General features: G+C 72.5%; 27 protein-coding genes. 13 read left to right on the top strand and 14 right to left on the bottom strand.

What is annotated here, in order from left to right; translation table 11 throughout:
• Positions 1 to 62: 62 nt before the first annotated feature.
• From FHP29_RS20615 to FHP29_RS20630, 4 genes are read left to right on the top strand one after another with little or no spacing between them, the layout of a single operon-like run.
• A complete protein-coding gene (locus tag FHP29_RS20615) occupies positions 63 to 1025 on the top strand; it encodes an ABC transporter substrate-binding protein (protein ID WP_139624721.1) in 963 nt (320 codons plus the stop codon).
• 7 nt (positions 1026 to 1032) lie between these two features.
• Entirely contained in the window at positions 1033 to 1824 is a 792-nt protein-coding gene (locus tag FHP29_RS20620; RefSeq protein ID WP_139624722.1) for an ABC transporter permease, read from the top strand.
• A complete protein-coding gene (locus FHP29_RS20625) occupies positions 1821 to 2681 on the top strand; it encodes an ABC transporter permease (protein ID WP_139624723.1) in 861 nt (286 codons plus the stop codon). The genes FHP29_RS20620 and FHP29_RS20625 overlap by 4 nt, the downstream gene beginning before the upstream one ends.
• Positions 2674 to 3501, top strand: a complete 828-nt coding sequence (locus tag FHP29_RS20630; RefSeq protein WP_139624724.1) for an ABC transporter ATP-binding protein — start codon at positions 2674 to 2676, stop codon at positions 3499 to 3501. The genes FHP29_RS20625 and FHP29_RS20630 overlap by 8 nt, the downstream gene beginning before the upstream one ends.
• Before the next feature lie 35 nt (positions 3502 to 3536).
• Here the strand turns inward: FHP29_RS20630 and FHP29_RS20635 are convergent, their stop codons facing one another.
• Positions 3537 to 4070 (bottom strand): MarR family winged helix-turn-helix transcriptional regulator, encoded by a 534-nt coding sequence (locus FHP29_RS20635; protein WP_139624725.1) that lies wholly within the window; start codon positions 4068 to 4070, stop codon positions 3537 to 3539.
• Between the two features lie 160 nt (positions 4071 to 4230).
• Here FHP29_RS20635 and FHP29_RS20640 point away from each other — a divergent pair, with 160 nt between their 5' ends.
• The gene (locus FHP29_RS20640) at positions 4231 to 5352 is read left to right on the top strand and encodes an FAD-dependent monooxygenase (RefSeq protein WP_139624726.1); all 1122 of its coding nucleotides are present in this window, start codon (positions 4231 to 4233) and stop codon (positions 5350 to 5352) included.
• Between the two features lie 10 nt (positions 5353 to 5362).
• Here the strand turns inward: FHP29_RS20640 and FHP29_RS20645 are convergent, their stop codons facing one another.
• Together FHP29_RS20645 and typA are read right to left on the bottom strand one after the other, a co-directional pair.
• Positions 5363 to 6031: a histidine phosphatase family protein gene (locus tag FHP29_RS20645; protein ID WP_139624727.1), complete on the bottom strand. Its 669-nt coding sequence runs from the start codon at positions 6029 to 6031 to the stop codon at positions 5363 to 5365.
• A 14-nt stretch (positions 6032 to 6045) separates the two neighbouring features.
• Complete coding sequence (typA, locus tag FHP29_RS20650) at positions 6046 to 7962, bottom strand: translational GTPase TypA (RefSeq protein ID WP_139624728.1); 1917 nt, start codon at positions 7960 to 7962, stop codon at positions 6046 to 6048.
• A 66-nt stretch (positions 7963 to 8028) separates the two neighbouring features.
• Between typA and FHP29_RS20655 the strand changes: the two genes are divergently transcribed.
• The 4 genes from FHP29_RS20655 to FHP29_RS20670 all read left to right on the top strand — a co-directional run bounded on the left by FHP29_RS20655 (position 8029) and on the right by FHP29_RS20670 (position 11762).
• Positions 8029 to 8718, top strand: a complete 690-nt coding sequence (locus FHP29_RS20655; RefSeq protein ID WP_139624729.1) for an aspartate/glutamate racemase family protein — start codon at positions 8029 to 8031, stop codon at positions 8716 to 8718.
• Between the two features lie 395 nt (positions 8719 to 9113).
• The gene (gene mshA / locus FHP29_RS20660) at positions 9114 to 10394 is read left to right on the top strand and encodes a D-inositol-3-phosphate glycosyltransferase (protein ID WP_139624730.1); all 1281 of its coding nucleotides are present in this window, start codon (positions 9114 to 9116) and stop codon (positions 10392 to 10394) included.
• Positions 10391 to 10903, top strand: coding sequence for a type III secretion system chaperone family protein (locus tag FHP29_RS20665; RefSeq protein WP_139624731.1), 513 nt, complete (start codon positions 10391 to 10393; stop codon positions 10901 to 10903). Before mshA ends, FHP29_RS20665 begins: the two co-directional genes overlap by 4 nt.
• A 28-nt stretch (positions 10904 to 10931) precedes the next feature.
• A complete protein-coding gene (locus FHP29_RS20670; RefSeq protein WP_139624732.1) occupies positions 10932 to 11762 on the top strand; it encodes an isocitrate lyase/PEP mutase family protein in 831 nt (276 codons plus the stop codon).
• Positions 11763 to 11807: 45 nt separating this feature from the next.
• Here FHP29_RS20670 and FHP29_RS20675 read toward each other — a convergent pair whose 3' ends face one another.
• From FHP29_RS20675 to FHP29_RS20685, 3 genes are all read right to left on the bottom strand, one after another.
• Positions 11808 to 12653 (bottom strand): hypothetical protein, encoded by an 846-nt coding sequence (locus FHP29_RS20675; protein WP_139624733.1) that lies wholly within the window; start codon positions 12651 to 12653, stop codon positions 11808 to 11810.
• Between the two features lie 66 nt (positions 12654 to 12719).
• Positions 12720 to 13889, bottom strand: a complete 1170-nt coding sequence (locus FHP29_RS20680) for an RNA polymerase sigma factor (protein ID WP_139624734.1) — start codon at positions 13887 to 13889, stop codon at positions 12720 to 12722.
• Entirely contained in the window at positions 13886 to 14299 is a 414-nt protein-coding gene (locus FHP29_RS20685) for a YciI family protein (RefSeq protein WP_139624735.1), read from the bottom strand. Before FHP29_RS20685 ends, FHP29_RS20680 begins: the two co-directional genes overlap by 4 nt.
• A 131-nt stretch (positions 14300 to 14430) precedes the next feature.
• Between FHP29_RS20685 and FHP29_RS20690 the strand changes: the two genes are divergently transcribed.
• The gene (locus FHP29_RS20690; RefSeq protein ID WP_192904051.1) at positions 14431 to 15354 is read left to right on the top strand and encodes a DMT family transporter; all 924 of its coding nucleotides are present in this window, start codon (positions 14431 to 14433) and stop codon (positions 15352 to 15354) included.
• 47 nt (positions 15355 to 15401) lie between these two features.
• On the opposite strand, the gene FHP29_RS20695 is transcribed toward FHP29_RS20690, so the two are convergent.
• The 3 genes from FHP29_RS20695 to FHP29_RS20705 are packed head-to-tail and all read right to left on the bottom strand — an operon-like array spanning position 15402 to position 19164.
• Positions 15402 to 17297 (bottom strand): diguanylate cyclase domain-containing protein, encoded by a 1896-nt coding sequence (locus FHP29_RS20695; RefSeq protein WP_139624736.1) that lies wholly within the window; start codon positions 17295 to 17297, stop codon positions 15402 to 15404.
• Positions 17298 to 17345: 48 nt separating this feature from the next.
• The gene (locus FHP29_RS20700; protein WP_139624737.1) at positions 17346 to 18023 is read right to left on the bottom strand and encodes a response regulator transcription factor; all 678 of its coding nucleotides are present in this window, start codon (positions 18021 to 18023) and stop codon (positions 17346 to 17348) included.
• Between the two features lie 16 nt (positions 18024 to 18039).
• Positions 18040 to 19164, bottom strand: a complete 1125-nt coding sequence (locus FHP29_RS20705; protein WP_139624738.1) for a sensor histidine kinase — start codon at positions 19162 to 19164, stop codon at positions 18040 to 18042.
• Positions 19165 to 19286: 122 nt separating this feature from the next.
• Here FHP29_RS20705 and phoU point away from each other — a divergent pair, with 122 nt between their 5' ends.
• On the top strand, positions 19287 to 19940 hold the full coding sequence (gene phoU, locus FHP29_RS20710) for a phosphate signaling complex protein PhoU (protein WP_139624739.1): 654 nt from the start codon (positions 19287 to 19289) through the stop codon (positions 19938 to 19940).
• A gap of 50 nt (positions 19941 to 19990) precedes the next feature.
• On the opposite strand, the gene FHP29_RS20715 is transcribed toward phoU, so the two are convergent.
• The 4 genes from FHP29_RS20715 to FHP29_RS20730 all read right to left on the bottom strand — a co-directional run bounded on the left by FHP29_RS20715 (position 19991) and on the right by FHP29_RS20730 (position 23432).
• Entirely contained in the window at positions 19991 to 20809 is an 819-nt protein-coding gene (locus FHP29_RS20715) for a PDDEXK family nuclease (RefSeq protein WP_139624740.1), read from the bottom strand.
• Between the two features lie 97 nt (positions 20810 to 20906).
• Positions 20907 to 21653, bottom strand: a complete 747-nt coding sequence (locus tag FHP29_RS20720) for a phosphoglyceromutase (protein ID WP_139624741.1) — start codon at positions 21651 to 21653, stop codon at positions 20907 to 20909.
• On the bottom strand, positions 21653 to 22345 hold the full coding sequence (locus FHP29_RS20725; RefSeq protein ID WP_139624742.1) for a copper chaperone PCu(A)C: 693 nt from the start codon (positions 22343 to 22345) through the stop codon (positions 21653 to 21655). Before FHP29_RS20725 ends, FHP29_RS20720 begins: the two co-directional genes overlap by 1 nt.
• A gap of 52 nt (positions 22346 to 22397) precedes the next feature.
• Complete coding sequence (locus tag FHP29_RS20730; protein WP_139624743.1) at positions 22398 to 23432, bottom strand: UbiA family prenyltransferase; 1035 nt, start codon at positions 23430 to 23432, stop codon at positions 22398 to 22400.
• Positions 23433 to 23662: 230 nt separating this feature from the next.
• Between FHP29_RS20730 and FHP29_RS20735 the strand changes: the two genes are divergently transcribed.
• Positions 23663 to 24148, top strand: a complete 486-nt coding sequence (locus FHP29_RS20735; RefSeq protein WP_028654642.1) for a CarD family transcriptional regulator — start codon at positions 23663 to 23665, stop codon at positions 24146 to 24148.
• A gap of 59 nt (positions 24149 to 24207) precedes the next feature.
• Positions 24208 to 24816: a 2-C-methyl-D-erythritol 4-phosphate cytidylyltransferase gene (locus FHP29_RS20740; RefSeq protein WP_139624744.1), complete on the top strand. Its 609-nt coding sequence runs from the start codon at positions 24208 to 24210 to the stop codon at positions 24814 to 24816.
• A gap of 10 nt (positions 24817 to 24826) precedes the next feature.
• On the opposite strand, the gene FHP29_RS20745 is transcribed toward FHP29_RS20740, so the two are convergent.
• The gene (locus tag FHP29_RS20745) at positions 24827 to 25534 is read right to left on the bottom strand and encodes an IspD/TarI family cytidylyltransferase (protein ID WP_139624745.1); all 708 of its coding nucleotides are present in this window, start codon (positions 25532 to 25534) and stop codon (positions 24827 to 24829) included.
• Between the last annotated feature and the right edge of the window lie 16 nt (positions 25535 to 25550).

Consider the following 25550-nt stretch of genomic DNA (forward strand, 5'->3'; position numbering starts at 1 on the left):
CAGTCACACTCGGGGGCATTGCCGGGTCGGTCGGACCCGGTCGAGACCCGAGGAGCCCCGCCATGAAGCACCGTCGTTGGAAGGTCGCCGCGCTGTCCGCGGTCGCCGCAGTCGTCGCAGCGACCACCCTGAGCGCCTGCGGCAGCGAGGAGAAGGCAGCGGGCGGCGGCGAGGCGTCGGTCACCGTCGGCGTCCTCCCGCTCGCCGACTACGGCCCCGTCTACTGGGCCCAGGACAAGGGCCTGTTCGAGAAGCAGGGCCTCGAGGTGAAGTTCGAGCCGCTCCAGGGCGGACCGGTCGGTCTGCAGCAGGTCGTCGCCGGCCAGCTGGACTTCAGCTTCAGCAACCCGATCAGCTCGGCCATCGCGACCAGCAAGGGCGCGCCCGTCGAGACGGTGTCGGTCACCTCCGGCTGGGGCGAGGGCGAGCTCGGCGTCTTCGTGAAGCCCGACTCGCCGATCCAGGACATGGCCGACCTCGACGGCAAGACCGTCGGCATCAACACCACGCAGAACGTCGGCGACGTGCTCTTCGCCAACCTCGCCAAGAGCAAGGGCGTCGAGGCCGAGCCGAACTGGGTCGAGGTGCCCTTCCCCGCGATGATCGACGGCGTCAAGAACGGATCCGTCGACGCCGGCTACCTCCCCGAGCCCTTCGCCACGGCGGCCCGGGCTGCCGGCCTGCGCGATGTGGCGAGCCTGATCCAGGCCGACAACGTCAGCCTCCCCGGTGCCACCTTCATCACCAGCAAGACCTACGCCGCCAAGAACCCCGAGACGGTCGAGAAGTTCGCGGCCGCCCTCGACGAGGCGCGCGAGCAGATCGCCGCCGACACCGCGGCGTACCGCGCGTGGATGCCCGACGGCCTCGGTCTCGACGTCTCCGCCTCCGAGCAGATGAACCTGCCGGACTTCAGCATCGGCCTCACCGACGACGGCATGCAGAAGGTCGCCGACATCCTGATCGAGCTCGGACTCGTGAAGGACGGCTACGCCGCCGCCGAATACAACTTCGACGCCAGCTGAGCACGCCATGCAGCTCATCCACGAACCCCTCTCCCGGCGCTCCGAGGTCGTCCTCGGCGTCGCGGGGGTGCTCGGGTCGGCGCTGGTGCTGGAGCTCCTGATCCGCCTCGAGATCGTCACCGGGTCGGGTCTGCCCCTTCCCAGCGCCGTGGCGGACCAGGCCCGGGGTCTGCTCGGTGACGTCGACTTCTGGTCGCAGATCCTCTACACCCTGCGCGAGTGGATGCTCGGCCTGGCCATCGCGTCGGTCGCCGGCGTCGTCCTCGGCGGCCTGATGGGTGCCTCGCGCACGGTCTTCAAGCTGTTCGCGCTGACCGTCGAGATCCTGCGCCCACTGCCGGCGATCGCGGTCGGCCCGCTCCTGGTGCTCCTGATCGGCGACGGGATGCTTCCGCTGGCGGTCACCGTCGCCATCGCCTGCACCTGGCCGATCCTGTTCAACTCGATGTACGCCGCCAAGGCGGTGGACCCGGTCGCGATCCAGACCGCACGCACGCTGCACGTCTCGCCGCTCGGCATCCTGACCAGGATCCGCCTCCCCGCGGCGCTGCCGTTCATGTTCACCGGCATCCGGGTCGCCGCCTCGATCGGCCTCATCGTCGCGGTCAGCGCCGAGCTCCTCCTCGGCAACGGGGTCGGCATCGGCGGCTACATCCTGCTCGCCAGCACCAGCGCCTCGAACCTCGACGCGGTGTACGCCGCGACCCTGGTCGCGGGGGTGATGGGCGTGCTGGTCAGCGTCCTGTTCGCGGTCGCCGACCGGCTGCTCTTCGGCTGGAAGGCGGGGTTGGCCCCATGAGCGCGATCACCCGGGACCGGGCGGTGCGCCCGGCGCCGTCGGCCGTCTCCCGTCGTATCCGGCGCGCAGGCTCCTCGGCGATCCTCCCGCTCGTGGTGCCGGCACTGCTCGTGGCGCTGTGGTGGTGGGGCTCGGAGAGTGCCGTCAACGGCCTCTTCATCGCCCCGCCGCGCGACGTCCTCGACCGCACGCTGAGCGACTTCCTCAGCCCCCATCCGGGCGATCTCTTCCTCGGCGAGGTCGCCCGCCACGACCTGGTCCCGAGCCTGTGGCGGGCGGCGCTGGGCTTCTGGCTCGCCGTCGTGGTCGGGGTCGGGCTCGGCATCGTGCTCGGCCTGCGGCCGGTGCTCGCGGCCCTCTTCCAGCCGCTCGTCCACCTGGGCCGCTCCCTGCCCACGCCCGCCCTGATCGGTGTCTTCTTCCTGCTGTTCGGCACCGGCGACTGGCCCAAGGTCCTGCTCATCGCGTTCGGCGTCGTCTGGCCGATCCTCTTCAACACCATCGACGGCGTGCAGGGCATCGGCACGGCCCGGGCCCACGTCGCGTCCGTCTTCAAGATCCCCAGCCGCGACGTCCTGCTCCGGATCGTGCTCCCCGGCGCGGCCCCCAAGATCTTCGCGGGCGTGCGCGTCGCGCTCTCGCTCTCGCTGATCATGATGGTGATCTCCGAGCTGCAGAAGGCCAAGAACGGACTCGGCTACCTGCTGGTCTACAGCCAGCGCAACTTCGACTATCCAGGATTCTGGACCGTGCTCGTCGTCCTCGCGGTCGTCGGCATCGTCCTCAACGTGATCATGATCCAGATCGAGCGCCGGGTCCTCGCCTGGCACAGAGGAGTGACGGCACAGCATGACTGAGCACACGACCGAGCGCACGGCTCCGGCCTCGCTCGAACTGGAGGCGATCTCCAAGGTCTACGGGGTCACCCGCGCGATCGACGAGATCAACGCCCAGGTCCCGGCCGGGGAGGTCACCGTGATCGTCGGCCCCTCCGGCGCCGGCAAGACCACGCTCCTGCGGATCATCAGCGGCCTCGACACTCCCACCACCGGTCGGGTGCTGTTCGACGGCTCGCCCATCAAGGGCGTTCCGGACGGACTGGCGATGGTCTTCCAGGACTACTCCCGCTCGCTGTTCCCGTGGATGCGCGTGGAGGACAACGTCGCCTTCCCGCTGCGCCGCGGCGTGGAGAAGGCCGAGCGCCGCCGCCGCGTCCTCGAGGCGCTGCAGGCGGTGGGCCTGGAGGGCAAGGAGCGGCTCTACCCGTGGCAGATGTCCGGCGGCATGCAGCAGCGGGTCGCGATCGCCCGCGCCCTGGCCTGCCACCCGCGCCTGCTGGTCATGGACGAGCCCTATGCCTCCGTCGACGCGCAGACCCGCGCCGAGCTCGAGGACCTGCTGCTCGAGATCCAGACGCGACTCAACGTGACGGTGCTGGTCGTGACCCACGACATCGACGAGAGCGTCTATCTCGCCGACAACATCATCGTGATGTCCAAGGCGCCGAGCACCGTCCAGGAGGTCATCCGGGTGGGCCTGGCCCGCCCCCGCGACCAGATCGCCACCAAGGAGGAGCCCGAGTTCGTGCACGCGCGCGCCCACGTGCTCCGGCTGCTGCGCGGCGAGGCGGAGCCGGAGGCGGCCACGCCCGACGACACCCTCGAAGTCGGGGTCTGAGGGACCCTCGGGCCGGGCCCGGGCCGGGCTCGGGCTCAGGTGGCGTCGTCGGCCGCCCCGTTGCGCGCGGCCTCCGCGCGCACCGAGGCCGTGAGCTTGTGCAGGAGGCCGGCGAGCTCGGCTTGCTCGGTCGCCGTCAGGGCGGCCATCATCCGCTGCTCCAGGCCGATGTGCTCCTCGAAGATGGCGTCGATCCGCTCGCGGCCCTGCTCGGTCAGCTCGGCGTGGACCTGGCGCCGGTCGGTGCCCGTGCGGACGCGACGTACGAGGCCGTCGCGCTCGAGGTTGTCCAGGCGCAGGGTCACCGCGCTCGACGTCAGCAGCGAGGACGCCGCGAGTTCGCCGACGGTCTTGCGGAACGGCGCTCCCGAGCGTCGCAGGCTGGCCAGTACGTCGAAGGCTGCCACGCTCAGTCCGTGCCGCTCGTGCAGGTGGGCCGTCGCCGCCCGCTGCAGCGGCTGCAGACGGTTGATCCGGCCGAAGACGCCGATGCTCGACGCGTCGATGTCGGGCCGTTCGCGCCGCCACTCCTCGATGATCCGCTCGACGCCGTCGTCGGCCTCCGTCACCTGTGTTCCTCCGCCCCTCGCCGTGTCCCGGGTCGCCGGCTGATCGTGCCACGCCGTCGGGTCGGGCCCCCGACGGGCCTCGGCGCGAGCCCCTTGACGGACCGCCGTCCCGGATCTATGTTTGCGCTTAATATATAAGCACTTATAGATTGGAGACGCCATGACCGCGAGGGTGGCTGTGATCGGCGGTGGGATCGGCGGGCTCACCGCCGCGATCGCCCTGGCCCGGGCCGGGCGCGACGTGCGCGTCTACGAGCAGGCCCCTCGGTTCGCGCGCGTCGGAGCCGACATCAACCTCACGCCCAACGCCGTGCGCGGGCTCGACGGCATCGGGATCGGCGACGCGCTGCGGCGTACGGCCGCGCGGCCCAGCCACCGGATCAGCCGGACCTGGGACACCGGCGAGGAGACCTCCCGGCTCGTGATGGGAGGCGCGGCCGAGGAGCGCTACGGCTCCCCGCAGCTCACCCTGCACCGCGCCGACCTGCTGGGGGCGCTCGAGGACGCCGTGCCGCCGGACGCGCTCGTCCTCGGCCGCCGGCTCACCGGCCTGGTCGAGGAGCCCGACGAGGTGCACCTGGCCTTCGACGACGGCAGCACGTCCACGGCGGACGTGGTGATCGGCGCGGACGGGATCCACTCGGTGGTCCGCACCGCGCTGCACGGTCCCGAACACCCGGACTTCACCGGCGTGGTCGCGTTCCGCGCCGTCGTGCCGGCCGAGCGCCTCGCCGGACTGCCGAACCTCGGCGCCTTCACCAAGTGGTGGGGGCCGAACCCCGAGACCCAGATCGTCACCTTCCCCCTCAGCCGGGGCGAGGACATCTTCGTCTTCGCCACCGCGCCCCAGGACTCCTGGACCGAGGAGTCGTGGACCACCGCCGGAGACGCCGACGAGCTGCGGGCGATGTACGCCGACTTCCACCCCGAGGCGCGCGGCCTCCTCGACGCCGTCGACGAGGTCCTCAAGTCCGCGCTCTACGTGCGCGACCCGCTGCCGTCCTGGTCGACCGACCGTGTCACGCTGCTGGGCGACGCCTGTCATCCGATGATGCCGTTCATGGCCCAGGGCGCCGGACAGGCGGTGGAGGACGCCGTCGTGCTGTCCCGTGCGCTGACCGAGCTCGACGTGGAGGTCGCCCAGCAGCTGCGGGCCTACGAGACGGCTCGCCGCGAGCGCACCGCACGGATCCAGATCGGATCGCGCGGCAACGAGTGGCTCAAGGACGCCGGCAACGGCGACTGGGTCTACGGCTACGACGCGTGGACGACAGCGGTCTGATCGGACCTGGCTACTCGGGCGCGCGGCCGGTGGGGTCGGCCGCGGTGTCGTCCTCGAGCAGGTGCCCGCCGACCGGATGGCTCAGCCAGTCCACGATCTCCCAGCCCCGGCCGGAATCGTCGGTCAGCTCGATGCAGCCGGTGTTCTGCAGGTACTCGACGGCCAGCTCGTGCAGATGCTCGGGGATGTCCCCGCCGCGCAGGCCCACCCACGACCGGATCGCGGCGCCGTGGCTGACGACCAGCGCCGTGCCGCGGGTCGTGGCGCGGATCTCGTCGATCGCGGCGTCGTACCGCTCCAGGAAGTCGTGGGCCGTCTCGCCGCCGGGCAGGCGCGCGTCGAGGTCGCCCTCGAGGAGCCAGGACGCGATCAGGTGGCGGTAGGCGTGCGCGGACGCCGTGTCCGTGCGCATCTCCAGGTCGCCGGCCGTGATCTCGCGGAGCCCGTCGTGGATCGTCGGGCGCAGCCCGAGCCGCTGCGCGAGGGGCGCGGCGGTCTGCTGCGTGCGGACCAGCGTCGAGCAGTGGATCGACGCGATGTCGCGATCGGCCAGCACCGCGGCCGCGGCCTCGGCCTGGGCCCGGCCGAGCTCGGTGAGGTCGGCGCCCGGCGTGCCGGTGTCCAGCGCTCCGGCGACGTTCGAGGTGGTCTGGCCGTGGCGCAGCAGGAGGAGTCTCACGTCGGTCCCGAGACCTACTTGTTGGCCTTGCGCGCCCGGCTGGTGATCTTGGCGCGCTCGTTGGCGTCGAGGACCACCTTGCGGATGCGGACGGTCTCGGGCGTGATCTCCACGCACTCGTCCTCGCGGCAGAACTCCAGGCACTGCTCCAGCGACAGCTTCTTCGGCGGGATGAGCTTCTCGAAGTTGTCGGAGGTGGCGGAGCGGATGTTGGTCTGCTGCTTCTCCTTGGTGATGTTGACGTCCATGTCGTCGGCGCGGGAGTTCTCGCCGACGATCATGCCCTCGTAGACCTCGGTCGCGGGCTCGACGAACAGCACGCCGCGCTCCTGCAGGGAGGTCATGGCGTACGCCGTCGCGGCGCCCGAGCGGTCGGCCACCAGCGAGCCGGAGTTGCGGGAGCGGATCTCGCCGGCCCAGGGGAAGTAGCCCTCGGAGATGTGGTGGGCGATGCCCGTGCCGCGGGTCTCGGTGAGGAAGTCGGTGCGGAAGCCGATCAGACCGCGCGCCGGGACGACGAACTCCATCCGCACCCAGCCGGTGCCGTGGTTGGTCATGCCCTCCATCCGGCCCTTGCGGTTGGCGAGGAGCTCGGTGATCGTGCCGAGGAACTCCTCGGGCGCGTCGATGGTGAGGCGCTCGAAGGGCTCGTGCACCTTGCCGTCGACCTCGCGCGTGACCACCTGCGGCTTGCCGACGGTGAGCTCGTAGCCCTCGCGGCGCATCTGCTCGACCAGGATCGCCAGCGCCAGCTCGCCGCGGCCCTGGACCTCCCAGGCGTCGGGGCGCTCGGTCGGCAGGACGCGGAGCGAGACGTTGCCGATCAGCTCGGAGTCGAGGCGGTCCTTGACCAGGCGGGCGGTGACCTTGTGGCCCTTGCCGCCCTTGCCCACCAGCGGCGAGGTGTTGGTGCCGATGGTCATCGAGATGGCCGGCTCGTCGACGTGGATGAGCGGCAGCGCGACCGGGTTGTCCGGGTCGGCCAGGGTCTCGCCGATGGTGATGTCCGGGATGCCGGCGACGGCGACGATGTCGCCGGGGCCCGCGGACTCGCCGGGCTTGCGCTCGAGGCCCTCGGTGATGAGGAGCTCGGTGATCTTGACGTTCTTGACCGCGCCGTCGCGGCGCATCCAGGCGACCTGCTGGCCCTTCTTGAGGTTGCCCTGCTTGATGCGCAGCAGCGCGAGACGACCCAGGAACGGGGAGGCGTCGAGGTTGGTGACGTGGGCCTGGAGGGGCGCGCCCTCGTCGTACACCGGAGCGGGGATGGTCTCCAGGATCGTGCGGAACAGCGGCTCGAGGTCGGTGCCCTCGGGCAGGGTGCCGTTCTCGGGCTTGGTCAGCGAGGCGATGCCCGCCTTGCCGGAGGCGAAGACGACGGGGAAGTCGAGCGCGTCCTGGCTGTGGTTGTCGTCGAGGAGGTCCATGAACAGCTCGTACGTCTCGTCGACGACCTCGTCGATGCGGGCGTCGCCGCGGTCGGTCTTGTTGACCACGAGGATCACCGGCATGTCGGCGTTGAGCGCCTTGCGCAGCACGAACCGGGTCTGGGGGAGCGGGCCCTCGGAGGCGTCGACGAGGAGCACGATGCCGTCGACCATCGACAGCCCGCGCTCGACCTCGCCACCGAAGTCGGCGTGGCCGGGGGTGTCGATGATGTTGATGACCATGCCGTCGGCGGCACCGTCGCCGAGCATCTCCCGCGCGGACGGGCCGCGGTAGTGCACCGCGGTGTTCTTCGCGAGGATGGTGATGCCCTTCTCGCGCTCGAGGTCTCCGGAGTCCATCACCCGGTCGGCGACGCTCTCGGCCTGGTGCTCGGTGAACGCACCGGCCTGGCGGAGCATCGCGTCGACGAGGGTCGTCTTGCCGTGGTCGACGTGGGCGACGATGGCGACGTTGCGGAGATCGGTGCGACGAGTCTGGGACACGAGGGTCCAGCCTACTGGCCGCGGACCTCCCGCCTCGCATCGTCGCGATGACCCTAGACTCGGCCCATGCAGACCATCGGCCTCGTCGGCGGCATGTCCTGGGAGAGCAGTGCGGCGTACTACGAGGCGCTGAACCGCGGTGTCGAGGAGCGGCTCGGGGGCCTCCACTCGGCGCGGACGGTGATGGCGTCGGTCGAGTTCGCCGAGGTCACCGAGCTCCAGGAGGCCGAGGACTGGGACGGCGTCGCCGGCATCCTGCGCTCCGCGGCCGAGTCGGTCGAGCGGGCCGGAGCCGACTTCCTCATGCTCTGCACCACCACCTTCCACCGCGTCGCCGAGCAGGTCCAGGACGCCGTCTCCATCCCGCTGCTCCACCTGGGCGACGTCGTCGCCGAGGCGTGCAAGGCCGAGGGCGTCGAGAGCGTCGCCCTGCTGGGCACCGAGTTCGCGATGTCGCGCACCTTCTTCACCGACCGGATCGCCGGCCACGGCCTCGAGGTCCTGGTCCCCGACGCCGGCCACCACGACGAGCTCAACCGGATCATCTACGACGAGCTGGTGCACGGGAAGGTCGTCGACGACTCCCGGCGCGAGGTCGTCGCCATGATCAGCGAGCTCTGGGACGCCGGCGCCGGTGGGGTCATCCTCGGCTGCTCCGAGCTCGAGCTGCTCATCCGCCAGGCCGACTCCGAGATCCCCGTCTTCCCCTGCACCACCCTGCACGTCACCGCGGCGCTGGACCGGGCGCTGGCCTGAGGGCTCGCGGCTGCATGAACTCCCTGACCGGTGTGACCACTGGGGCGGGAGGTGCGACGGTGGGTACGCCGGAGGTCGCCGACGAAGCTCTCGTTGCGGTCGCCGTGCTCAAGCAGGCTGGTGAAGACCGCCGCCCCGTGACGGGTACGACGCGCAGCGGGCCGTCGTGCCGGTCCAGGACCTAGATCCACCGCACCGGTGCCCGCGCCCGCTCGACGCCCGATCGCTTCGGGCCCACGCCGCCTCGTGCGGCGCTGACCCCGCCCGAGGCGCCGGTGACGACGGCGGTCCGCGAGGTCCTGGCCCTTTCTGGAGCAGCACGGGAATGCCGGGCACACTGACAGGGTTGACCGACTGAGCCAGCATCAGGCGGGCACGGCGATCAGGGAGGCGCGATGGGGGAGTCGGCGATCGGGCGCGTCGCCATGATCAGCCTGCACACCTCGCCGCTCGACCAGCCGGGCACGGGCGACGCGGGCGGCATGAACGTCTACGTCGTCGAGCTGGCCCGACGCCTCGCGGAGCAGGGCACCGCCGTCGACATCTTCACCCGCGCGACGAGCTCGCGGCTCGACCCGGTCGTCCCCGTCCGGGACGGGGTGACGGTCCACAACGTGCACGCCGGCCCGTTCGAGGGGCTCACCAAGGAGCAGCTGCCCGGCCAGCTGTGCGTGTTCGCCCGCGAGGTGCTGCGCGCCGAGGCCGCGCACCCGGCCGGCCACTTCGACGTCGTCCACTCGCACTACTGGCTCTCCGGCCAGGTCGGCGCGCTCGCCCGGGACCGGTGGGGCGTCCCGCTGGTCCACTCGATGCACACGATGGCGAAGGTCAAGAACGAGGCGCTGGCGACCGGTGACACCCCGGAGCCGCAGGCCCGGGTGATCGGCGAGGAGCAGGTGGTCGAGGCCGCCGACGTGCTCATCGCCAACACCGATCTCGAGGCCAAGCAGCTGATCAACCTGTACGACGCCGACCCCGGCCGGGTCGAGGTGGTCCACCCGGGCGTCGACACGGACGTGTTCCGCGCCCGCACCCCGGCCGAGCGGGCCCGCGCCCGCCGTGAGCGCGGGCTCGGCGACGACGCGCTGGTGCTGCTCTTCGCGGGCCGGATCCAGCCGCTCAAGGCGCCCGACGTGCTGCTGCGGGCGGTCGCCGAGCTGGTCGCGCGCCGCCCGGACCTGCGCTCCCGGCTCGTCGTACCCGTGGTCGGCGGACCCTCCGGGAGCGGCCTCGAGCGCCCCACCGCACTGGCCAACCTCGCCGCCGAGCTCCGCATCGACGACGTGGTCCGGTTCGTGCCGCCCGTCCCGCAGCCCGAGCTCGCCGGCTGGTACTCCGCCGCGACCCTCGTCGCGGTCCCGTCCTACAACGAGTCCTTCGGCCTGGTCGCCGCGGAGGCGCAGGCCTCCGGGGCGCCGGTCGTGGCGGCCGCCGTCGGCGGGCTGACCACCGTGGTGCGCGACGGGCACAGCGGCCTGCTCGTCGACACCCACGAGCCGCACGACTGGGCGCTCGCCCTGGAGCGGGTCGTCACCGATGCGGCCTACCGCGACCGCCTCGCGACCGGGGCGCTCGAGCAGGCCCGCCAGTTCTCGTGGGAGGCGACCGCCGCCCACACCGTGGAGGTCTACCAGCGCGCGCACGCGCTGATCCGGCAGGAGGCACTCACCCGATGACGGACACCACCGACCGGTCCGGTCCCGCGGACGTGATCCGCGGCTGGCTCGCCGCCAACGAGCTCGAGTTCGAGGAGACCGAGGACGGCACCTTCAGCTTCGCGCTCCCCGGCGAGAAGAAGCTCCAGACCCCGGTCCGCCTCGACCTCGGCGTCCACGCGCTCGGCGTGCACGCCTTCGTGTGCCGGCGGCCCGACGAGGAGTTCGAGCGGGTCCACCGCTGGCTGCTCGAGCGCAACATGCGGATGTACGCCGTCGCGTTCGGGATCGACCGTCACGGCGACATCTACCTCGACGCCCGGCTGCCGCTCTCCTCGGTCACCTCCGACGACCTCGACCGGGTCCTGGGCTCGGTCCTCAGCAACGCCGACTCCGCGTTCAACACCATCCTCGAGCTCGGCTTCGAGTCCTCCATCCGCAAGGAGTGGGCGTGGCGCATCGAGCGGGGCGAGTCGACCGCCAACCTGGAGGCGTTCCGCGGCTGGCTGGAGGCCGACGCCGCGAAGTGATGTCGGCAGCCCGGTCTACGGTCGGGGCATGACGAGCATCGCCGAGCGCCGCACCGCCTTCCGCGCCCTCCACGAGCGCGGCTGCTTCGTCCTGCCCAACCCGTGGGACCGTGGCTCCGCGCGCTACCTGGAGCACCTCGGCTTCGCCGCCCTCGCCACCACGAGCTCGGGGGCGGCGTGGAGCCGGGGCCGTCCCGACGGCTCGGCGACACTGGACGACGCGCTCGACCACCTCGCCGACATCGTGGCTGCGACCTCGCTGCCGGTGAACGCCGACTTCGAGAACGGCTACGGCGCGACTCCTGACGAGGTGGCCGAGAGTGTGCGGCTCGCTGTCGAGACGGGCGTGGCCGGACTGTCCGTCGAGGATGCCCTCGACGGCGAGCTCTACGACCTCGACGTCGCCGTCGAGCGGCTCGCGGCCGCCCGGGAGGCGATCGACTCCACCGGCCACGACGTGCTGCTGGTCGGACGGGCCGAGGGCTTCATCGCCGGGCGGCCCGACCTGGGCGATGTGGTCGACCGCCTCCGCGCCTACGCCGCGGCCGGCGCCGACTGTCTCTACGCCCCCGGCGTCGCCGATCCCGAGGCGCTGCGCACCATCGTCGAGGCCGTCGCGCCGAAGCCGGTCAACGTCCTCGTCGGCGGCCCCAGCTCGCTGACGGTTGCGGAGATCGCCGCGCTCGGCGTACGCCGGATCAGCGTCGGCGGAGCGCTGGCCCGGGCCGCGTGGGGCGGGTTCGAGCGCGCCGCCGCCGGCCTGGTCGAGGGCCGGTTCGACGGGTTCGAGCGCGCCGTTCCCGGAGCCGACCTGAACGCCCTGTTCGACCGCACGACGGAGGCGGGCCAGCCCGGCTGACCCGCCTCCTGCGCTGTTCTCGGGCTCCGCGGCGAGCTCGCCGGGTCAGCGACGGACCCGCCACTTGAAGACGGCGGGCGTGGCCTCGAGCTGGCCGGAGGCGCCGACCGAGCGGACCCGCACCTTGTGCTTGCCGACCTTGAGGCGCTTGAGCGTCAGCGGGGAGGTGCACGCCTTCCAGGCCTTGTCATCGACCTTGCACTGGAAGGTCACGTTGGTCTTGTCGGCGCTGAAGCCGATGGTGGCGCGGTGGCTGCGCGTGCGCTTCCTCGGGTGCGACGTGATGGTGGTGTGCCCGGGCGCGTCGTCGGTGGTGACGACGAGGCTGAAGCCGCCCGCCAACTGCCCGCTGAAGAGCCCGAGATCGTCGGAGGCGTACAGCGTCCAGGCGCCGTTGGGGTTGCCTCCGTCGAAGGCCGAGAGACTCGCGGCGAAGGTCGTGCCCGGCGGCACCAGATCGGTGTCTCCGACGGTGTCGGCGTTGGTGGGGCGGTAGCTGCCCGTGGGGCATGCCGACGCCACCGGGAACGAGATCCCGGCCTCGTCGTCGACGGTCAGCACCGATCCGGCGAGCGGCGTGACGCTGGTGCCGCACACGTCGGACAACAGCTTGACGACCTTGGTGGACCCCGGCGCGCGGAGGTAGAGGTCGAGGTCCTGCGGGTAGCTGTAATGCACGTTGTTGAGCACGACGTCGACGTCGGTGATCGTGCCGGGCAGGTTGGCGACGTCGAGCGTCGCCGTGGTGGAGCCGGCGTCCGGTACGACGACCGGCAGCGGGTAGGTGACGGTGCGCACCGCCGCCAGGGCCGGGGTGGCGGTGAGGCCGGTGAGGGCGGTGAGGCTGCCGAGGGCGATGACGCCCGCGGTCGTGAGCGCGAGACGGCGCATGGCTGGTCCTTTCGAGGGGGACTGCTGACGTCTCCTCGGACCCGCGGGCGCACCGCGCTGATACATCTACCTTCCGGCGTTGAGCCGGCTCGCCTGCCGCGTGAGGTGGTCGCGCTCGGCGACATTGGTCGCCCGCTCGGCGGCCAGCCGGTACAGGCGCGCCGCCTCGCGGCGGTCGCCCGCCCGCTCGTGGAGCCACGCGGCGACGGCGTCGCGGCGGGGCAGGTCGTCCGGCAGCCCCTCGACCTGGCGCAGGCCCGCGAGCGGCCCGTCGACCTCGCCGACGGCGACCGCCCGGTTGAGCGCGACGACCGGGCCGGGCGCCAGCCGCAGCAGCTCGTCGTACCACTCCAGCACCTGCGTCCAGTCGGTCTCCTCGGCGCTCGCCGCGTCGTCGTGGAGCGCGGCGATCGCGGCCTGGGCCTGGTACTCGCCGAGCGCGTCGCGGGCCAGCGCCGCCTGCAGCACCTCGACGCCCTCGGCGATCATCGCGGTGTCCCACAGCGAGCGGTCCTGCTCGGCGAGCGGGACCACCGCCCCCGATGAGGTACGACGGGCGCGGCGGCGGGCGTGGTGCAGCAGCATCAGCGCCAACAGCCCGTCGACCTCCGGATCGTCGGTGGCCGCGGCCAGCTGCCGGGTCAGCCGGATCGCCTCCTCGGCGAGGTCGACCGTGCCGCTGAAGCCCTCGTTGAAGATCAGGTAGAGGACGCGCAGCACCGCGGCCACCTCGCCGGGAACGTCGAACCGCTCGCCGCTGACCGTGCGCTTGGCCCGGGTGATCCGCTGGGCCATCGTCGCCTCCGGCACGAGGAACGCCTCGGCGATCTGCGCGGTGGTCAGGCCGCCGACCGCGCGCAGGGTCAACGCGATCGCGGACGCCGCGGTCAGGGAGGGGTGACAGCAGCGGCTGAGGAGCAGCAGCGTGTCGTCGGCCTGCTCGCGCGGCCCCGGCTCGGGCTCGAGGTGGACGCGCAGCTCGCGGCGCTCTCGCGCGTAGGCCGAGCGCTGGGCGTCGACCAGCTTGCGGCCGGCGACCCTCACCAGCCAGGCCCGCGGGCTGTCCGGCCAGGCGTCCGGCCGGTCGTCCGGCCAGTGCCGCAGCGCCTCGATCAGCGCCTCCTGGACGGCGTCCTCGGCCGCCGCGAAGTCGGCTCCGCGGCGGACGAGGATGCCGAGGACCTGGGGCGTGAGATCGCGCAGCAGCTCGCCCAGCCCCGGCCGGTCGTCGTTCATTCCGTGACGACCGGCGGCTCGCCGTAGAACGGCCGGACCTCGATCCACTCGTGGATCGGCCGGCCGCCGGGCCCCGGCGCCGAGGACAGCCTCGCCGCGGCCTCGTACGCCCGCTCCTGGCTGTCGACGTCGATGACCATCCACCCGGCGATCAGGTCCTTGGTCTCCGCGAACGGGCCGTCGGTCACGGGCGGGCGACCCTCGCCGTCGTACCGGACGAAGGTGCCCTCGGGGGAGAGGGCCTGCTCGTCGACGAACTCGCCACGCTCGCGCAGCTCGTCGGCGACCATCCGCATGAACTCGATGTGCGCGGTGACCTCCTCCGGCGTCCACCGGTCCATCGGGACCAGCTCGTCCTTCGCGATCGCGTGGTCGCCGCGGTAGTGCTTGAGCAAGAGGTACTTCGCCATGGTGCTCTCCTTGTGTCCGAGACGGCCATCCTGCCGCCTTCACCCCTGGGACGGAGCCGTCGACAGGATCTCGACATCGACTGGCAGGAAATCCGCGCGCCGATGTCCGTGGGGGTCCCTAGGGTTCTGCTGTGACGAAGCGCGGATGGTCGCTGTTCCTGGCGATGTGCCTGATCTGGGGCCTGCCGTACCTGTTCATCCGGATCGCCGTCGAGCACGTCTCCCCGGCGGGCCTCGTCTTCCTCCGTACGGCGCTCGCGGCCGTCATCCTGCTCCCGCTCGCACTCGCCCGGCGGGAGGTGGCCCCGGTGCTGGCCCGGTGGCGGCCGCTGGTGCTGTTCGCGGTCATCGAGATCATGGTCCCGTGGGTCCTCCTCGGCCATGCCGAGCAGCGCATCTCCTCCTCCCTGGCCGGACTGCTCGTCTCGGCCGTGCCGCTGTTCGGGGCCCTCGCCTTCCTGGTCACCAGCCACGCCGAGCGGTTCACGCCCGCCCAGGTGGGTGGTCTCGCGCTCGGATTCGTGGGCGTGGCCTCCCTCGTGGGTCTCGACCTCGGTCACGTCGACGTGCTGGCGGTGGCGGAGATGCTGGGCGTCGCGGTGTGCTACGCGACCGGACCGCTGATCCTGACCCGGTGGCTCTCGGACGTCCCCGGGCTCGGCGTGATGGCCTGCGCCCTCAGCCTGACCGCGCTGGTCTACTCGCCGTTCGCCCTGGTGGACCCGCCGACCGACCTCGCGGCCGAGGCCTGGGTCAGTGTCGTGGTGCTGGCGCTGGTGTGCACCGCCCTGGCCTTCGTGGTGTTCCTCGAGCTGATCAAGGTCGCGGGCCCGACCCGCTCGACGATCATCACCTACGTCAACCCGGCCGTGGCGCTCCTGCTCGGCGTCCTGCTGCTGGACGAGCGGGTCACGACGGGGATGCTCGTCGGCTTCCCGCTGATCCTGGTCGGCTGCTTCGTGGCCGCCGGGTCCCGCCCGGCGGCGGTGGCCCCGGCCGATCCGGCGGCGGAGGTCGCGATCTGCGTCGATCCGGACCCCGACCCGGTCGGCTGAGCTTCGGTCAGCCGGGGTCAGCCGGGGTCAGCAGCGATCAGCCGGGGTCATCCGGTCCGGCCGAGGGTCGCCGGCACCGCGCCGCGCACCACGTGCCGGTCGCGCCCGGCCCGCTTGGCGTCGTACAGCGCGACGTCGGCGGCGTTCAGCAGCCCGCGGGCGTCCCTGTCGTCGATGAGGACGCCGCCGACGCTGACACTGACCTCGCGACACACCCCGTCCAGCGTGCTCGCGTGCGCCCGCACGGCGCGGACCAGGGCCGCCGCCGTCTCCTCGACGGCGCCCGCGTCGGCGTCGGCGAGCAGGATCGCGAACTCGTCCCCGCCGAGCCGGGCCACGGCGTCGGTACGACGCAGGCGCCCGCGCAGCACCTCGGCCAGGGAGACCAGCAGGTCGTCGCCCGCGGCGTGGCCCAGGGTGTCGTTGACGGCCTTGAAGTGGTCGAGGTCGAGCATGAGCAGCGCGCCGCGCCGGCGCCGTCCGCACCGGTCGAGGTGGGCGTGCAGCTCCTGCAGGAACCAGCGCCGGTTGGGCAGGCCAGTGAGCGCGTCGTGGTGGGCGAGGTGGGCCAGCCGCGCCTGGGCGTCGGCGAGCTCCTGCTGGTCGCGGATCGCCTGGCTGACGTCGATGGCGACGCCGAGGTAGCCGGTGACGACGCCGCCGGGCGTCAGCAGCCGACTCAGGGCCATCCGCACGAGCAGGCGGCTGCCGTCGCGCCGGACGAAGGTCCAGGTGCGCGGCTCGGCCTCGCGGCGGGCCAGCTCCGGCAGCACGTCGGCCAGGCCGACCCCGAGCTCCTCGGCCGCCGCACCCAGCTCGGCGGGGTCCATGAAGTCCGCCGGCGAGCGCCTGCCGACCAGCTCGTGCGCGGCGTACCCGAGGAGCCGCTCGGCGCCGACCCCGAAGGTGCGCACGTGCCCGTCGAGGTCGGTGGTGATCATCGCCGCGAGCCGGCTCGCATTCATCAGGGAGGTGAGCTCGGCGGCGACGTGTCGCTCGAGGGCGTGGCTGAACGCCAGCGAGAGCCCGGCGATCATCGTCATCAGCACGCACAGCTGGGCGACCAGCGCCTGGGCGAGCGGCTCGTCGAACACCAGGAACGGTCCCGAGCCCGACAGGGTGAACCCGATGGCCGTCGCGGCGCACCCCATGCTGTGCACGGTGGCCGTCAGGGGCGAGAACCGCATCCCCGCCCAGAACGTCGGCACCAGGACCAGGAACGCCAGGGGCGCGCCCGCGGGCAGGTCGAACACGACGACGTACACGCCGAGCGTCACGGCGAGCAGCAGCACGGCCTCGACCCCCTTGGCCCGGCTGTCGGGCCGCACGGCATGCCAGGCGGTCGCCGCGACGCCGCGCATCCCGCGCCGACGGAAGGCGTCGGCGAGCGGGGGACCGGCCAGCAGCCCGACCAGGCCGACCGCGACGAGTCCCACCGCGTTGCGTCCCCACCAGGCGACGAAGCTCAGCAGGCTCCCGCCGGTGCCGGTGAGGGTCAGCCCGACCGTTCCGAGCAGCGCGGCGAGCAGGGCGCCGACCAGCGCCGCGGCCACCAGCGCGCCGAGCTCGTCGAGGCGGCCGAGCGGACGCCTGCCCCCGAACCCCCAGATCTCGGGGATCCAGCGCCGCGCCAGGAGCAGGAACACCAGCACCTGGATCACGTTCGCGGTCACGAACACCAGCCCCAGCACCGGCGGGGCCCCGGTCGCGACGTTGACCGCGTAGGTGGCCGCCATGAAGACCGCCCCGTCGAGCGGGCGGGTACGACGCTCGCCGGTCGCGAACCACAGCATCGCCACGCCCGCCGCCGGCCAGACCAGGCTCAGCGCTCCGCCGTCGATGATCGTCATCCGGCCCAGGGCCCCGGCCGCGACGAACGTCGCCGCCCAGGCCACGAGGCGGGCGCCGTCACGGAAGGGCACGCCTCGGAGCGGGGTCGACATGACACCCTCGTCGGCGGGACGGCCCGCGAGCTGAGGGCTGAGGTCGATTTACACGTCCAGCTTGTAGCCCAGACCGCGGACGGTGACGAGGTACTTCGGCTCGCTCGGCTCCGGCTCGAGCTTGGCGCGCAGCCGCTTCACGTGGACGTCGAGGGTCTTGGTGGCGCCGACGTAGTCCGAGCCCCACACCCGGTCGATGAGCTGACCGCGGGTGAGCACCCGTCCGGGATTGCGCAGGAACATCTCGAGCAGCTCGAACTCCTTGAGCGGAAGGCGCTGCTCGGTGCCGTCCACGGTCACGACGTGGCGCTCGACGTCCATCCGCACCGGCCCCGCCTCGAGGGTGTCGGGCAGCAGGTCCTCGCCCACGCCACGGCGGAGCACCGCCCGGATCCGGGCGACCAGCTCACGGGGGGAGTAGGGCTTGGTGACGTAGTCGTCCGCGCCGAGCTCGAGCCCGACGACCTTGTCGACCTCGTCGTCCTTGGCGCTGACCATGATCACCGGGACGTTCGAGGTCTGCCGGATCGTGCGGCACACCTCGGTGCCGGGGATCCCGGGCAGCATCAGGTCCAGCAGCACGATGTCGGCGCCGTTGCGGTCGAACTCCCTGAGGGCCTCGTTGCCGTCGGCCGCGACGGCGACCTCGAAGCCCTCCTTGCGGAGGAGGTAGGCGAGGGCGTCGCTGTAGCTCTCCTCGTCCTCGACGACGAGTACGCGAGTCATGTCTGAGTCCTCCTGGTCATTCGTGGCGCGGGTGCTGCGGCAGGATGAGGGTGAAGGTCGAGCCCTGACCCTCCACCGACCACACCCGCACCTCGCCGCCATGGGTGGCGGCCACGTGCTTGACGATCGACAGCCCCAGGCCGGTGCCGCCGGTCGAGCGGTGCCGGGCCGGGTCGACCCGGTAGAACCGCTCGAAGATGCGCTCGACCTCGGCCTCGGGGATGCCGATGCCCTGGTCGATGACCGAGATCTCGACGGTGGTCCCGACCCGTCGGCGGGTCACCACCACCCGGGAGCCCGGCTCGGAGTAGGCGACCGCGTTCGCGACGAGGTTGGAGACGGCGGCGCTGACCTGCTTCTCGCTGCCGAGCACCTTCAGCCCCGCCTCGCCCTCGGCGACGAGCTGGATCTCCTTGGCGCCCGCGCTCATGTCGACGAAGTCGACCGCCGAGGCGACCACGTCGTCGATCGAGACCGGGACGGGGGAGTCGAGTGGCTCGTCGCCCTGGAGGCGCGAGAGCTCGATGATCTGCTGGACCAGGCGCGAGAGCCGGGCGCTCTCGGTGAGCATGCGGGAGGCGAACCGGTCGACGGCCTCGGGATCGTCCGCGGCGTCCTGGACGGCCTCGGCGAGCAGCCGCATGGCGCCGACCGGCGTCTTGAGCTCGTGGCTCACGTTGGCCACGAAGTCGCGTCGTACGGCGTCGACCTGGCGCTCGCGGGTGCGGTCCTCGACCAGCGCCAGCACGAGCCGCGAGCCCAGCGGCGCCACCCGTGCGGTGACATGGCGGGGCGACCCGGCGGCCCGCGGGACGATCAGCTCGGTCTCGCGGATCTGGCCGTCGCGTCGTACCTGACGGATCAGGTCGCCCAGCTCGTCGGACAGCAGGGTGGTGCCGCGCACGAAGCCCATCGCGTAGGCCGGAGCGGACGCCTTCACGACCGCGTCGGACTCGTCGACGACCACCGCGCTGCTGCGCAGCACCGAGAGCACCGCGGCCACCCCGTCGGGCAGGAGCGGCTCCTCGGGCTTCTGGAAGACGCGCTGCTGCCGGTCGCTGAGGTGCCAGGCGAGCACCGCGCCGCCGGCCACGAGGGCGCCGAGCAGCGCGGCCAGGAAGGCCTGCGTCGTCGGATCCACGCCTCGATCGTACGGCGCTCGCGGCCTCCGCCCGCCAATCAGCGAAGCCGTGCTTCGCGATGTTCACCCCCCGTTCACCGCATCGCGCCGCCCGGTCACCTGCGCTGCCTACGCTCGGCGCCATGCGTGATGTCTACACCGACCAGCTCGACGCGATCTTCGACGACCTCGCCGGCATCTCCCGCCGGGTGCAGGCCGCGGTCGGGGAGGCCACCGAGGCGCTCATGACCGGCAACTCCTCCCTCGCGGAGACGGTGATCAGCCGGGACGCCGAGATCGACCGGGCCCGCGAGAGGGTCGAGGACTCCGCGTTCGCCCTGCTCTCCCTGCAGCAGCCGGTCGCCGGCGACCTGCGCACCGTGGTCGCCGCGCTGCGCATGGTCGGTGAGCTCGAGCGGATGGGCGACCTGTCGGTCCACGTCGCCAAGATCGCCCGCCTGCGGGTGCCCGCCGTCGCCGTGCCCGAGGAGGTGCGCCCCACCATGGCCCGGATGGCCGAGGTCGCCGAGGACATGGTCGGCCGGGTCACCCAGGTGATCTCCGGGCGCGACGTCGAGGCCGCCATCGCGCTCGGCCGCGACGACGAGGAGATGGACCAGCTGCGTCGCCGCAGCTTCACCGAGCTGCTCGGCGACGACTGGAGTCACGGCGTCGAGGCTGCTGTCGACATCGCTCTCCTCGGGCGCTACTACGAGCGGATCGCCGACCACGCCGTCTCGGTCGCCAACCGGGTCATCTTCGTCGTCACCGGCCACCACCCCGCCCCCGCCGCCTGAGCCTCCGCTCCGCGGGGGTCGTGTGCCTGAGAACGCCTCTCCGCGGGTCGTCAGGCACACGACCTCGCGTCGAGCGGGCGTACGCCGAGCGCCACCAGGTCCCGGGCGACCTCCTCGGGCTCGTGGCGGATCTCGAACGCCGAGGCCCGGACGACGACCCTCTCGGCCGCGGTGAGCCGCCGGTCGCGGCGCAGGTCGGCGATCCACTGCTCCACCTCGACGTGGAACGAGCCGTCGACCTCCAGGACCAGCACGCGGCCGCCGCCCAGGCGCCACTCGCAGTCCGTCCATCGGCGCCGGCCCGCGCTGTCCACCCTGCTGGTCTGCCGCACGGGCAGGGGCAGCCCGAACCGGCGGCACAGCCGCGCGACGTCCCGCTCGGCACCCGAGTGCACTCCGCCCTCGACATCGTGGAGCATCCGCCGGAAGCCGCCCGCCCGGCGCAGCGGTCGCAGCTGCTCCACCCACTCCAGTCGGGCGGACGGGATGCCGGGGCGAGGATCGCGCAGCAGATCGAACGGTCGCCGCGAGCGGAAGAAGCGGATGCCGTCGACCGGCTCGAACGCGAGCTCGTCGTCGACGAGGACGGTGACGTCGCTGCGCTCCCAACCGCGCAGTCCGTGGCGGGCGCCGGCCGTCAGACCACCCACGATGCTGCGCGGACCAGCGTGCAGCACGCCGAGCCAGCGCCGCTGCTCGGTCGTGAGCTCACCGGTGGTGATGCTCAGGACGCGCGGTGAGCGCTCGGCCCAGCGACCGGCGCCGACCTGACGCTGGACGCGGTCCCAGTCGCAGCCGAGCGCCGTCAGCTGCCTGCGCGCGATCAGGCCGGCCTGGCCGGCGGCGAGATCGAGGACGTCGGGGTTCATCCCCGGGGGTTGCCCGCAGGCCGAGGCAGCGCGAACCCGGCTCGCGGTCGTCCACAGGCTCTCCCGCGAAGCGGGGCCTGGATGGGGGACGGGCCGGTCAGCGACCCTGGTTGGCGACGGCAGCGGCTGCCGCGGCGGCCGCCTCGGGGTCGAGATAGCGGCCGCCGGGGACGACGGGGGCGAGGGTGCTCTCGTCGAGCTCGTAGACCAGGGGCATCCCGGTGGGGATGTTGAGGCCGGCGATGTCGGCGTCGCTGATGCCGTCGAGGTGCTTCACGATCGCGCGCAGGCTGTTGCCGTGCGCGGCGACGAGCACGGTGTGGCCCGCGCGCAGGTCCGGCACGATCCCGGCGTCCCAGTAGGGCAGCAGCCGCTCGATGACCTGCTTGAGCGCCTCGGCGCGCGGCAGCTCGTCGCCGAGGTCGGCGTAGCGGGGGTCGTCGGCCTGGGAGTACTCGTCGTCGTCGGCCAGCGGGGGCGGCGGGGTGTCGAAGGAGCGGCGCCAGAGCATGAACTGCTCCTCGCCGTACTCGTCCTTGATCGCCTTCTTGTCCTTGCCCTGCAGAGCGCCGTAGTGACGCTCGTTGAGCCGCCAGGAGCGCCGCACCGGGATCCAGTGCCGATCCGCGGCGTCGAGCGCGAGCGCGGCGGTGTTGATCGCGCGGCGCTGCAGCGAGGTGTGGACGACGTCCGGCAGGATGCCGGCCTCCTTGAGGAGCTCACCGCCCCGCACCGCCTCGGCGCGGCCCTTCTCGGTCAGCGCGACGTCCACCCAGCCGGTGAACAGGTTCTTGGCGTTCCACTCGCTCTCGCCGTGGCGGAGCAGGACCAGCGTGAGGCTCATCAGTGCGCACCCTCCGGTGCGGGGGCCTCGTCCGCGCAGTTGAACGTCGCGTCTCCGCCCTCCTCGGCGTGGGCGTCCTCGCTCTCCTCGGCGTGGGCGTCCTCGCTCTCCTCGGTGTGGGCGTCCTCGCCCTCCTCGGCGTGGGCGTCCTCGCCCTCGGTGCCCTCGGTGCTGGCCTCGGTGCTCTTGCCGGAGCCCTTCTCCGACGGCGACTCCGACGCACTCGGGAGGTCCGTCGGGACCTGGGTGTACTGGAAGCAGGGCTTCACGACCGGTACGTCGAGGCTCAGCGTCGTGCCGTCGCTGAAGGTCAGGTCGAGCGGCACGACGTCGCCGGCGGTGAAGTCGCCGCTGACCGGGACCACGGTGTCGGTGGCCAGGTTGACGGTGCCGCGCCCGGCGACCTCCACCGGCTCGAAGTCGGCCGTGACACCGTCGGCCGAGCTCACCTCGTCGAGGGAGGCGTCCTCGCGCAGGTTGTTGGCCAGCGAGCCGATGAGCCGGCCCTCGCCCTGGGCCGTGGCGAGGATCCGGATGCCGAGGGCGTCCACGTCGCCGCTGCGGTCGTTGACGCCGGCTGCGATGGTGTTGACCCGGTCGGTGGGGTAGTCGAAGCCGCAGGCGCTCAGGGCGGCGGCGGGGACGACTGCCAGCAGCAGTCCGGCGAGCGCGGATCGGCGCAGGTGGGGCATGTCGGCAGGCCTCCGGGTCAGATGGGTCGAAGCGGGCTCACTCTAGCGTCGGTCAGCGGCTGAGGCCGACCCGGGCACCGACGACGATCATCGCCACCACGACCGCCACGGTGAACAGTGTGGACAGGGCCAGGAGTCGGGTCGCGCCGAGCTTGAGCCCCAGCTTGAGCGGCAGATAGGTCCATCCGTCCTCGTGGTCGGCCACCAGGCCCCACACCGCCCGCATGAAGTGGATGCCGACCCCGAGCAGCGCGGCCAGGGCCACGATCGCCGGCTCCGGTGCCTCGCCGACCGCCTGGCCGCCCCAGCCGCCGTAGGAGAGGTACGCCGGCAGGAGGGCGTACGACGCCGCCCACGACCACCACGACAGGACGCCCGTGCGCAGCACGATGTTGCCGAGCATCGCGACCGCGAGGGAAGCGGCGTAGTACATGGCCGCCCAGGCGCCGGTCATCGTGGCGAGCGGCACGAGCAGCAGGAAGGCGACCACGATGGCGTACCACGCCGTCCCCACCTCCAGCCGTCCCGCGGCGATCGGCTTGCCGGTCAGTCCGTGGGCCTGGTCGCGCTGGCGGTCGACGATGTCGTTGTGCCAGCCGAGGATGGTCTGGCCCACGAGCACGGTCAGCAGGACGATCCCGGCCTCGCGGGCCGGTCGACCGGCGACGGCGGCGACCAGTCCCATCGCGAGGGCCGTGGTGACGGCCTGCTTGGCGTGGGCGGCCTGGAGCAGCTGGAGCGGGACCACATCGGCGGGTGTGCGCCCACCCAGCAGCCAGCCGCCCAGACCGGTGCGGACCGGCTCGGCGGGCAGCACGGGCCGCTCGAGCTCGTCCTCGTCGTCGACCGGCTCGTCCTCGGCCGGCTCGGACTCCTCGACCGGCTCGGCGGCGAGCTCGTCGTCGTCAGCCTCGTCCGCGCTCACCTCGGGCGCCTCGTCGGCGTCGTCGGGCTCCTCCGCGGTGATGTCCGCGGCGGTCTCGGGCGCGCTCTCGGGAGCGTCCTCGGGACCCGGGTCCGGGGTCTCCTCCACGAGGGTCCGCTCCGTGGAGGAGCGGCCGGGCCGCCAGCGCTGCATCTTCGCCATGGCCAGCAGTATTGACCACCCCGGAGCCCGATGGGCGCGCCCCCGCCGAACGGGCCCGAGCGGCCGCCCGCAGGGCGCCGGTGACCTCCGCCACACCCACCCGACCTGCGGCGACCACACGTCCGGCTACTTGTCAAGCCGTCGATTGTGGCCCTGACCTGCGCAAACGCATTCGGAGAGTCGTAGAAGCCGTGGTAAGATAGGTCACCCTAGGAAGGGGTTTTGCTCATATGACTTTCACCGTCGGCGAAACGGTCGTCTACCCCAATCACGGGGCCGCTGTCATCGAGAACATCGAGATGCGGACGATCAAGGGCCAGGAACGGCAGTACCTCGTGCTTCGGATTGTCGCCCAGCAGGACCTCGTGGTCCGCGTGCCGGCCGACAACCTCGATCTCGTGGGTGTTCGGGATGTCGTGGACAAGGACGGGCTGGACCGGGTCTTCGGAGTGCTCCGCGCGGAGCACGTCGAGGAGCCGACCAACTGGTCGAGGCGCTACAAGGCGAACCTCGAGAAGCTCCACAGTGGCGACGTCATGAAGGTGGCCGAGGTCGTGCGCGACCTGTGGCGCCGCGAGCGCGACCGCGGTCTGTCGGCAGGCGAGAAGCGGATGCTCGCCAAGGCCCGCCAGATCCTGGTCTCCGAGCTCGCCCTCTGCGAGAACACCAACGAGGACAAGGCCGAGACCATCCTCGACGAGGTGCTGGCGAGCTGAACGCTCGCGGGTCCTCCTGACCAGCAGAACAACGCGACGGCGTCATACGGTGGGTTCCGATGAACCCGCACCCGTATGACGCCGTCGACCTTTTCGCCCCCGTCTCCGGGATCGTGGTGGAGGAGGACCGTGGGGCCCTGCCCTTCCACCTGATCCACGGCGAGTCGCTCGTCGCCGCCGCCGCGTGGGCGGCCGGCGAGGCCGGAGTCGACCTGCTCGACCAGACCGTCCCGTGGGACGTCGTGGTCGAGCGAGCCGAGCCGCTGCTGCTGCACGACCCCCTGTGCCCGATGACGCCGCCGGACTTCCTGCGCCGCTGCGCCGAGCGTGCCGCCGTCGAGGACCGGATCGTGGTCGGCGTCCGCCCGGTCACCGACACCGTCAAGGAGGTCCACCCGGTCGAGGGCGGCGAGGCGGTCGGCGCGACGGTGGACCGTGACGCCCTGGTGGCCGTCTGCTCGCCCGTGGTGCTGCCCGCCTCGGTCGTCGCCGATCTCTTCGACGCGGGCGGCTCGCTGCCGTCGACGGACTTCACCGCGCTCGTGACCGGCCTGCGCGACCGGTACGGCGACGAGCGGGTCCTGCTCGTCGAGGCCCCGCCCCAGGCGCGCCGGGTCTCCTCCGACGCCGACGTCGCGGTGCTCGCCGCGCTGACCGACCCCCGCTGACCCGCTGGGACTACGCCAACAGCCGGGCGGCCACCTCGAGGTCCTCGGCGAAGGTCACCTTGAGGTTGCCGGGGCCGGACGGCACGGCGCGCACCTCGTGCCCGGCCGGGGCGAACTGCGCGAAGGCTGCCGCGGTGTCGGTGCCGTCGAAGCCCGCCCGGGCCGCGGCGCGGTAGGCGTCGAGGAGCGGTCCCGCGCGGAACGCCTGTGGCGTGGCGACACCGACCAGCCGGGTGCCGGGTCCGCCCGGGGCGGGTGCGGCAGCGGCGTCGCGGGGGAGGAGACCGGCGAGCTCGTGCGTGGGTACGGCGCCGCCGTGCGCGCGTGCGGCGGCGATGGTCGCCTCGAAGAGTCCCGGGCCGGCCAGCGGGCGGGCCCCGTCGTGGATCGCGATGACGTCGAGGCTGCCGTCGGCGACCCGGGGGGCGAGAGCCGCCAGGGCGGCCTGCTCGGAGTCCTGCCGGGTGGCGCCGCCCTCGACGAGCAGCACCTCGCGCTCCCCGATCACCGGCAGGAGGGCCGCGCCGACGTCCGCGCGCTCGCCGGGCCGGTGGACGACCACGACCGGGTCGACCCCCTCCACCGCGAGGGCCGTGAGCACCGACCAGGCCAGGACCGGCCGGCCGCGCAGCGGCAGCAGGACCTTGTTGACCTCGGCGCCCACCCGGGTGCCGCTGCCCGCGGCGAGGATGACGACGGCTGCGCTCGGTGTGGTCACAGGGGGAGGTTAGAGG

The organism is Nocardioides albidus (assembly GCF_006335005.1).
Lineage (GTDB): Bacteria > Actinomycetota > Actinomycetes > Propionibacteriales > Nocardioidaceae > Nocardioides > Nocardioides albidus.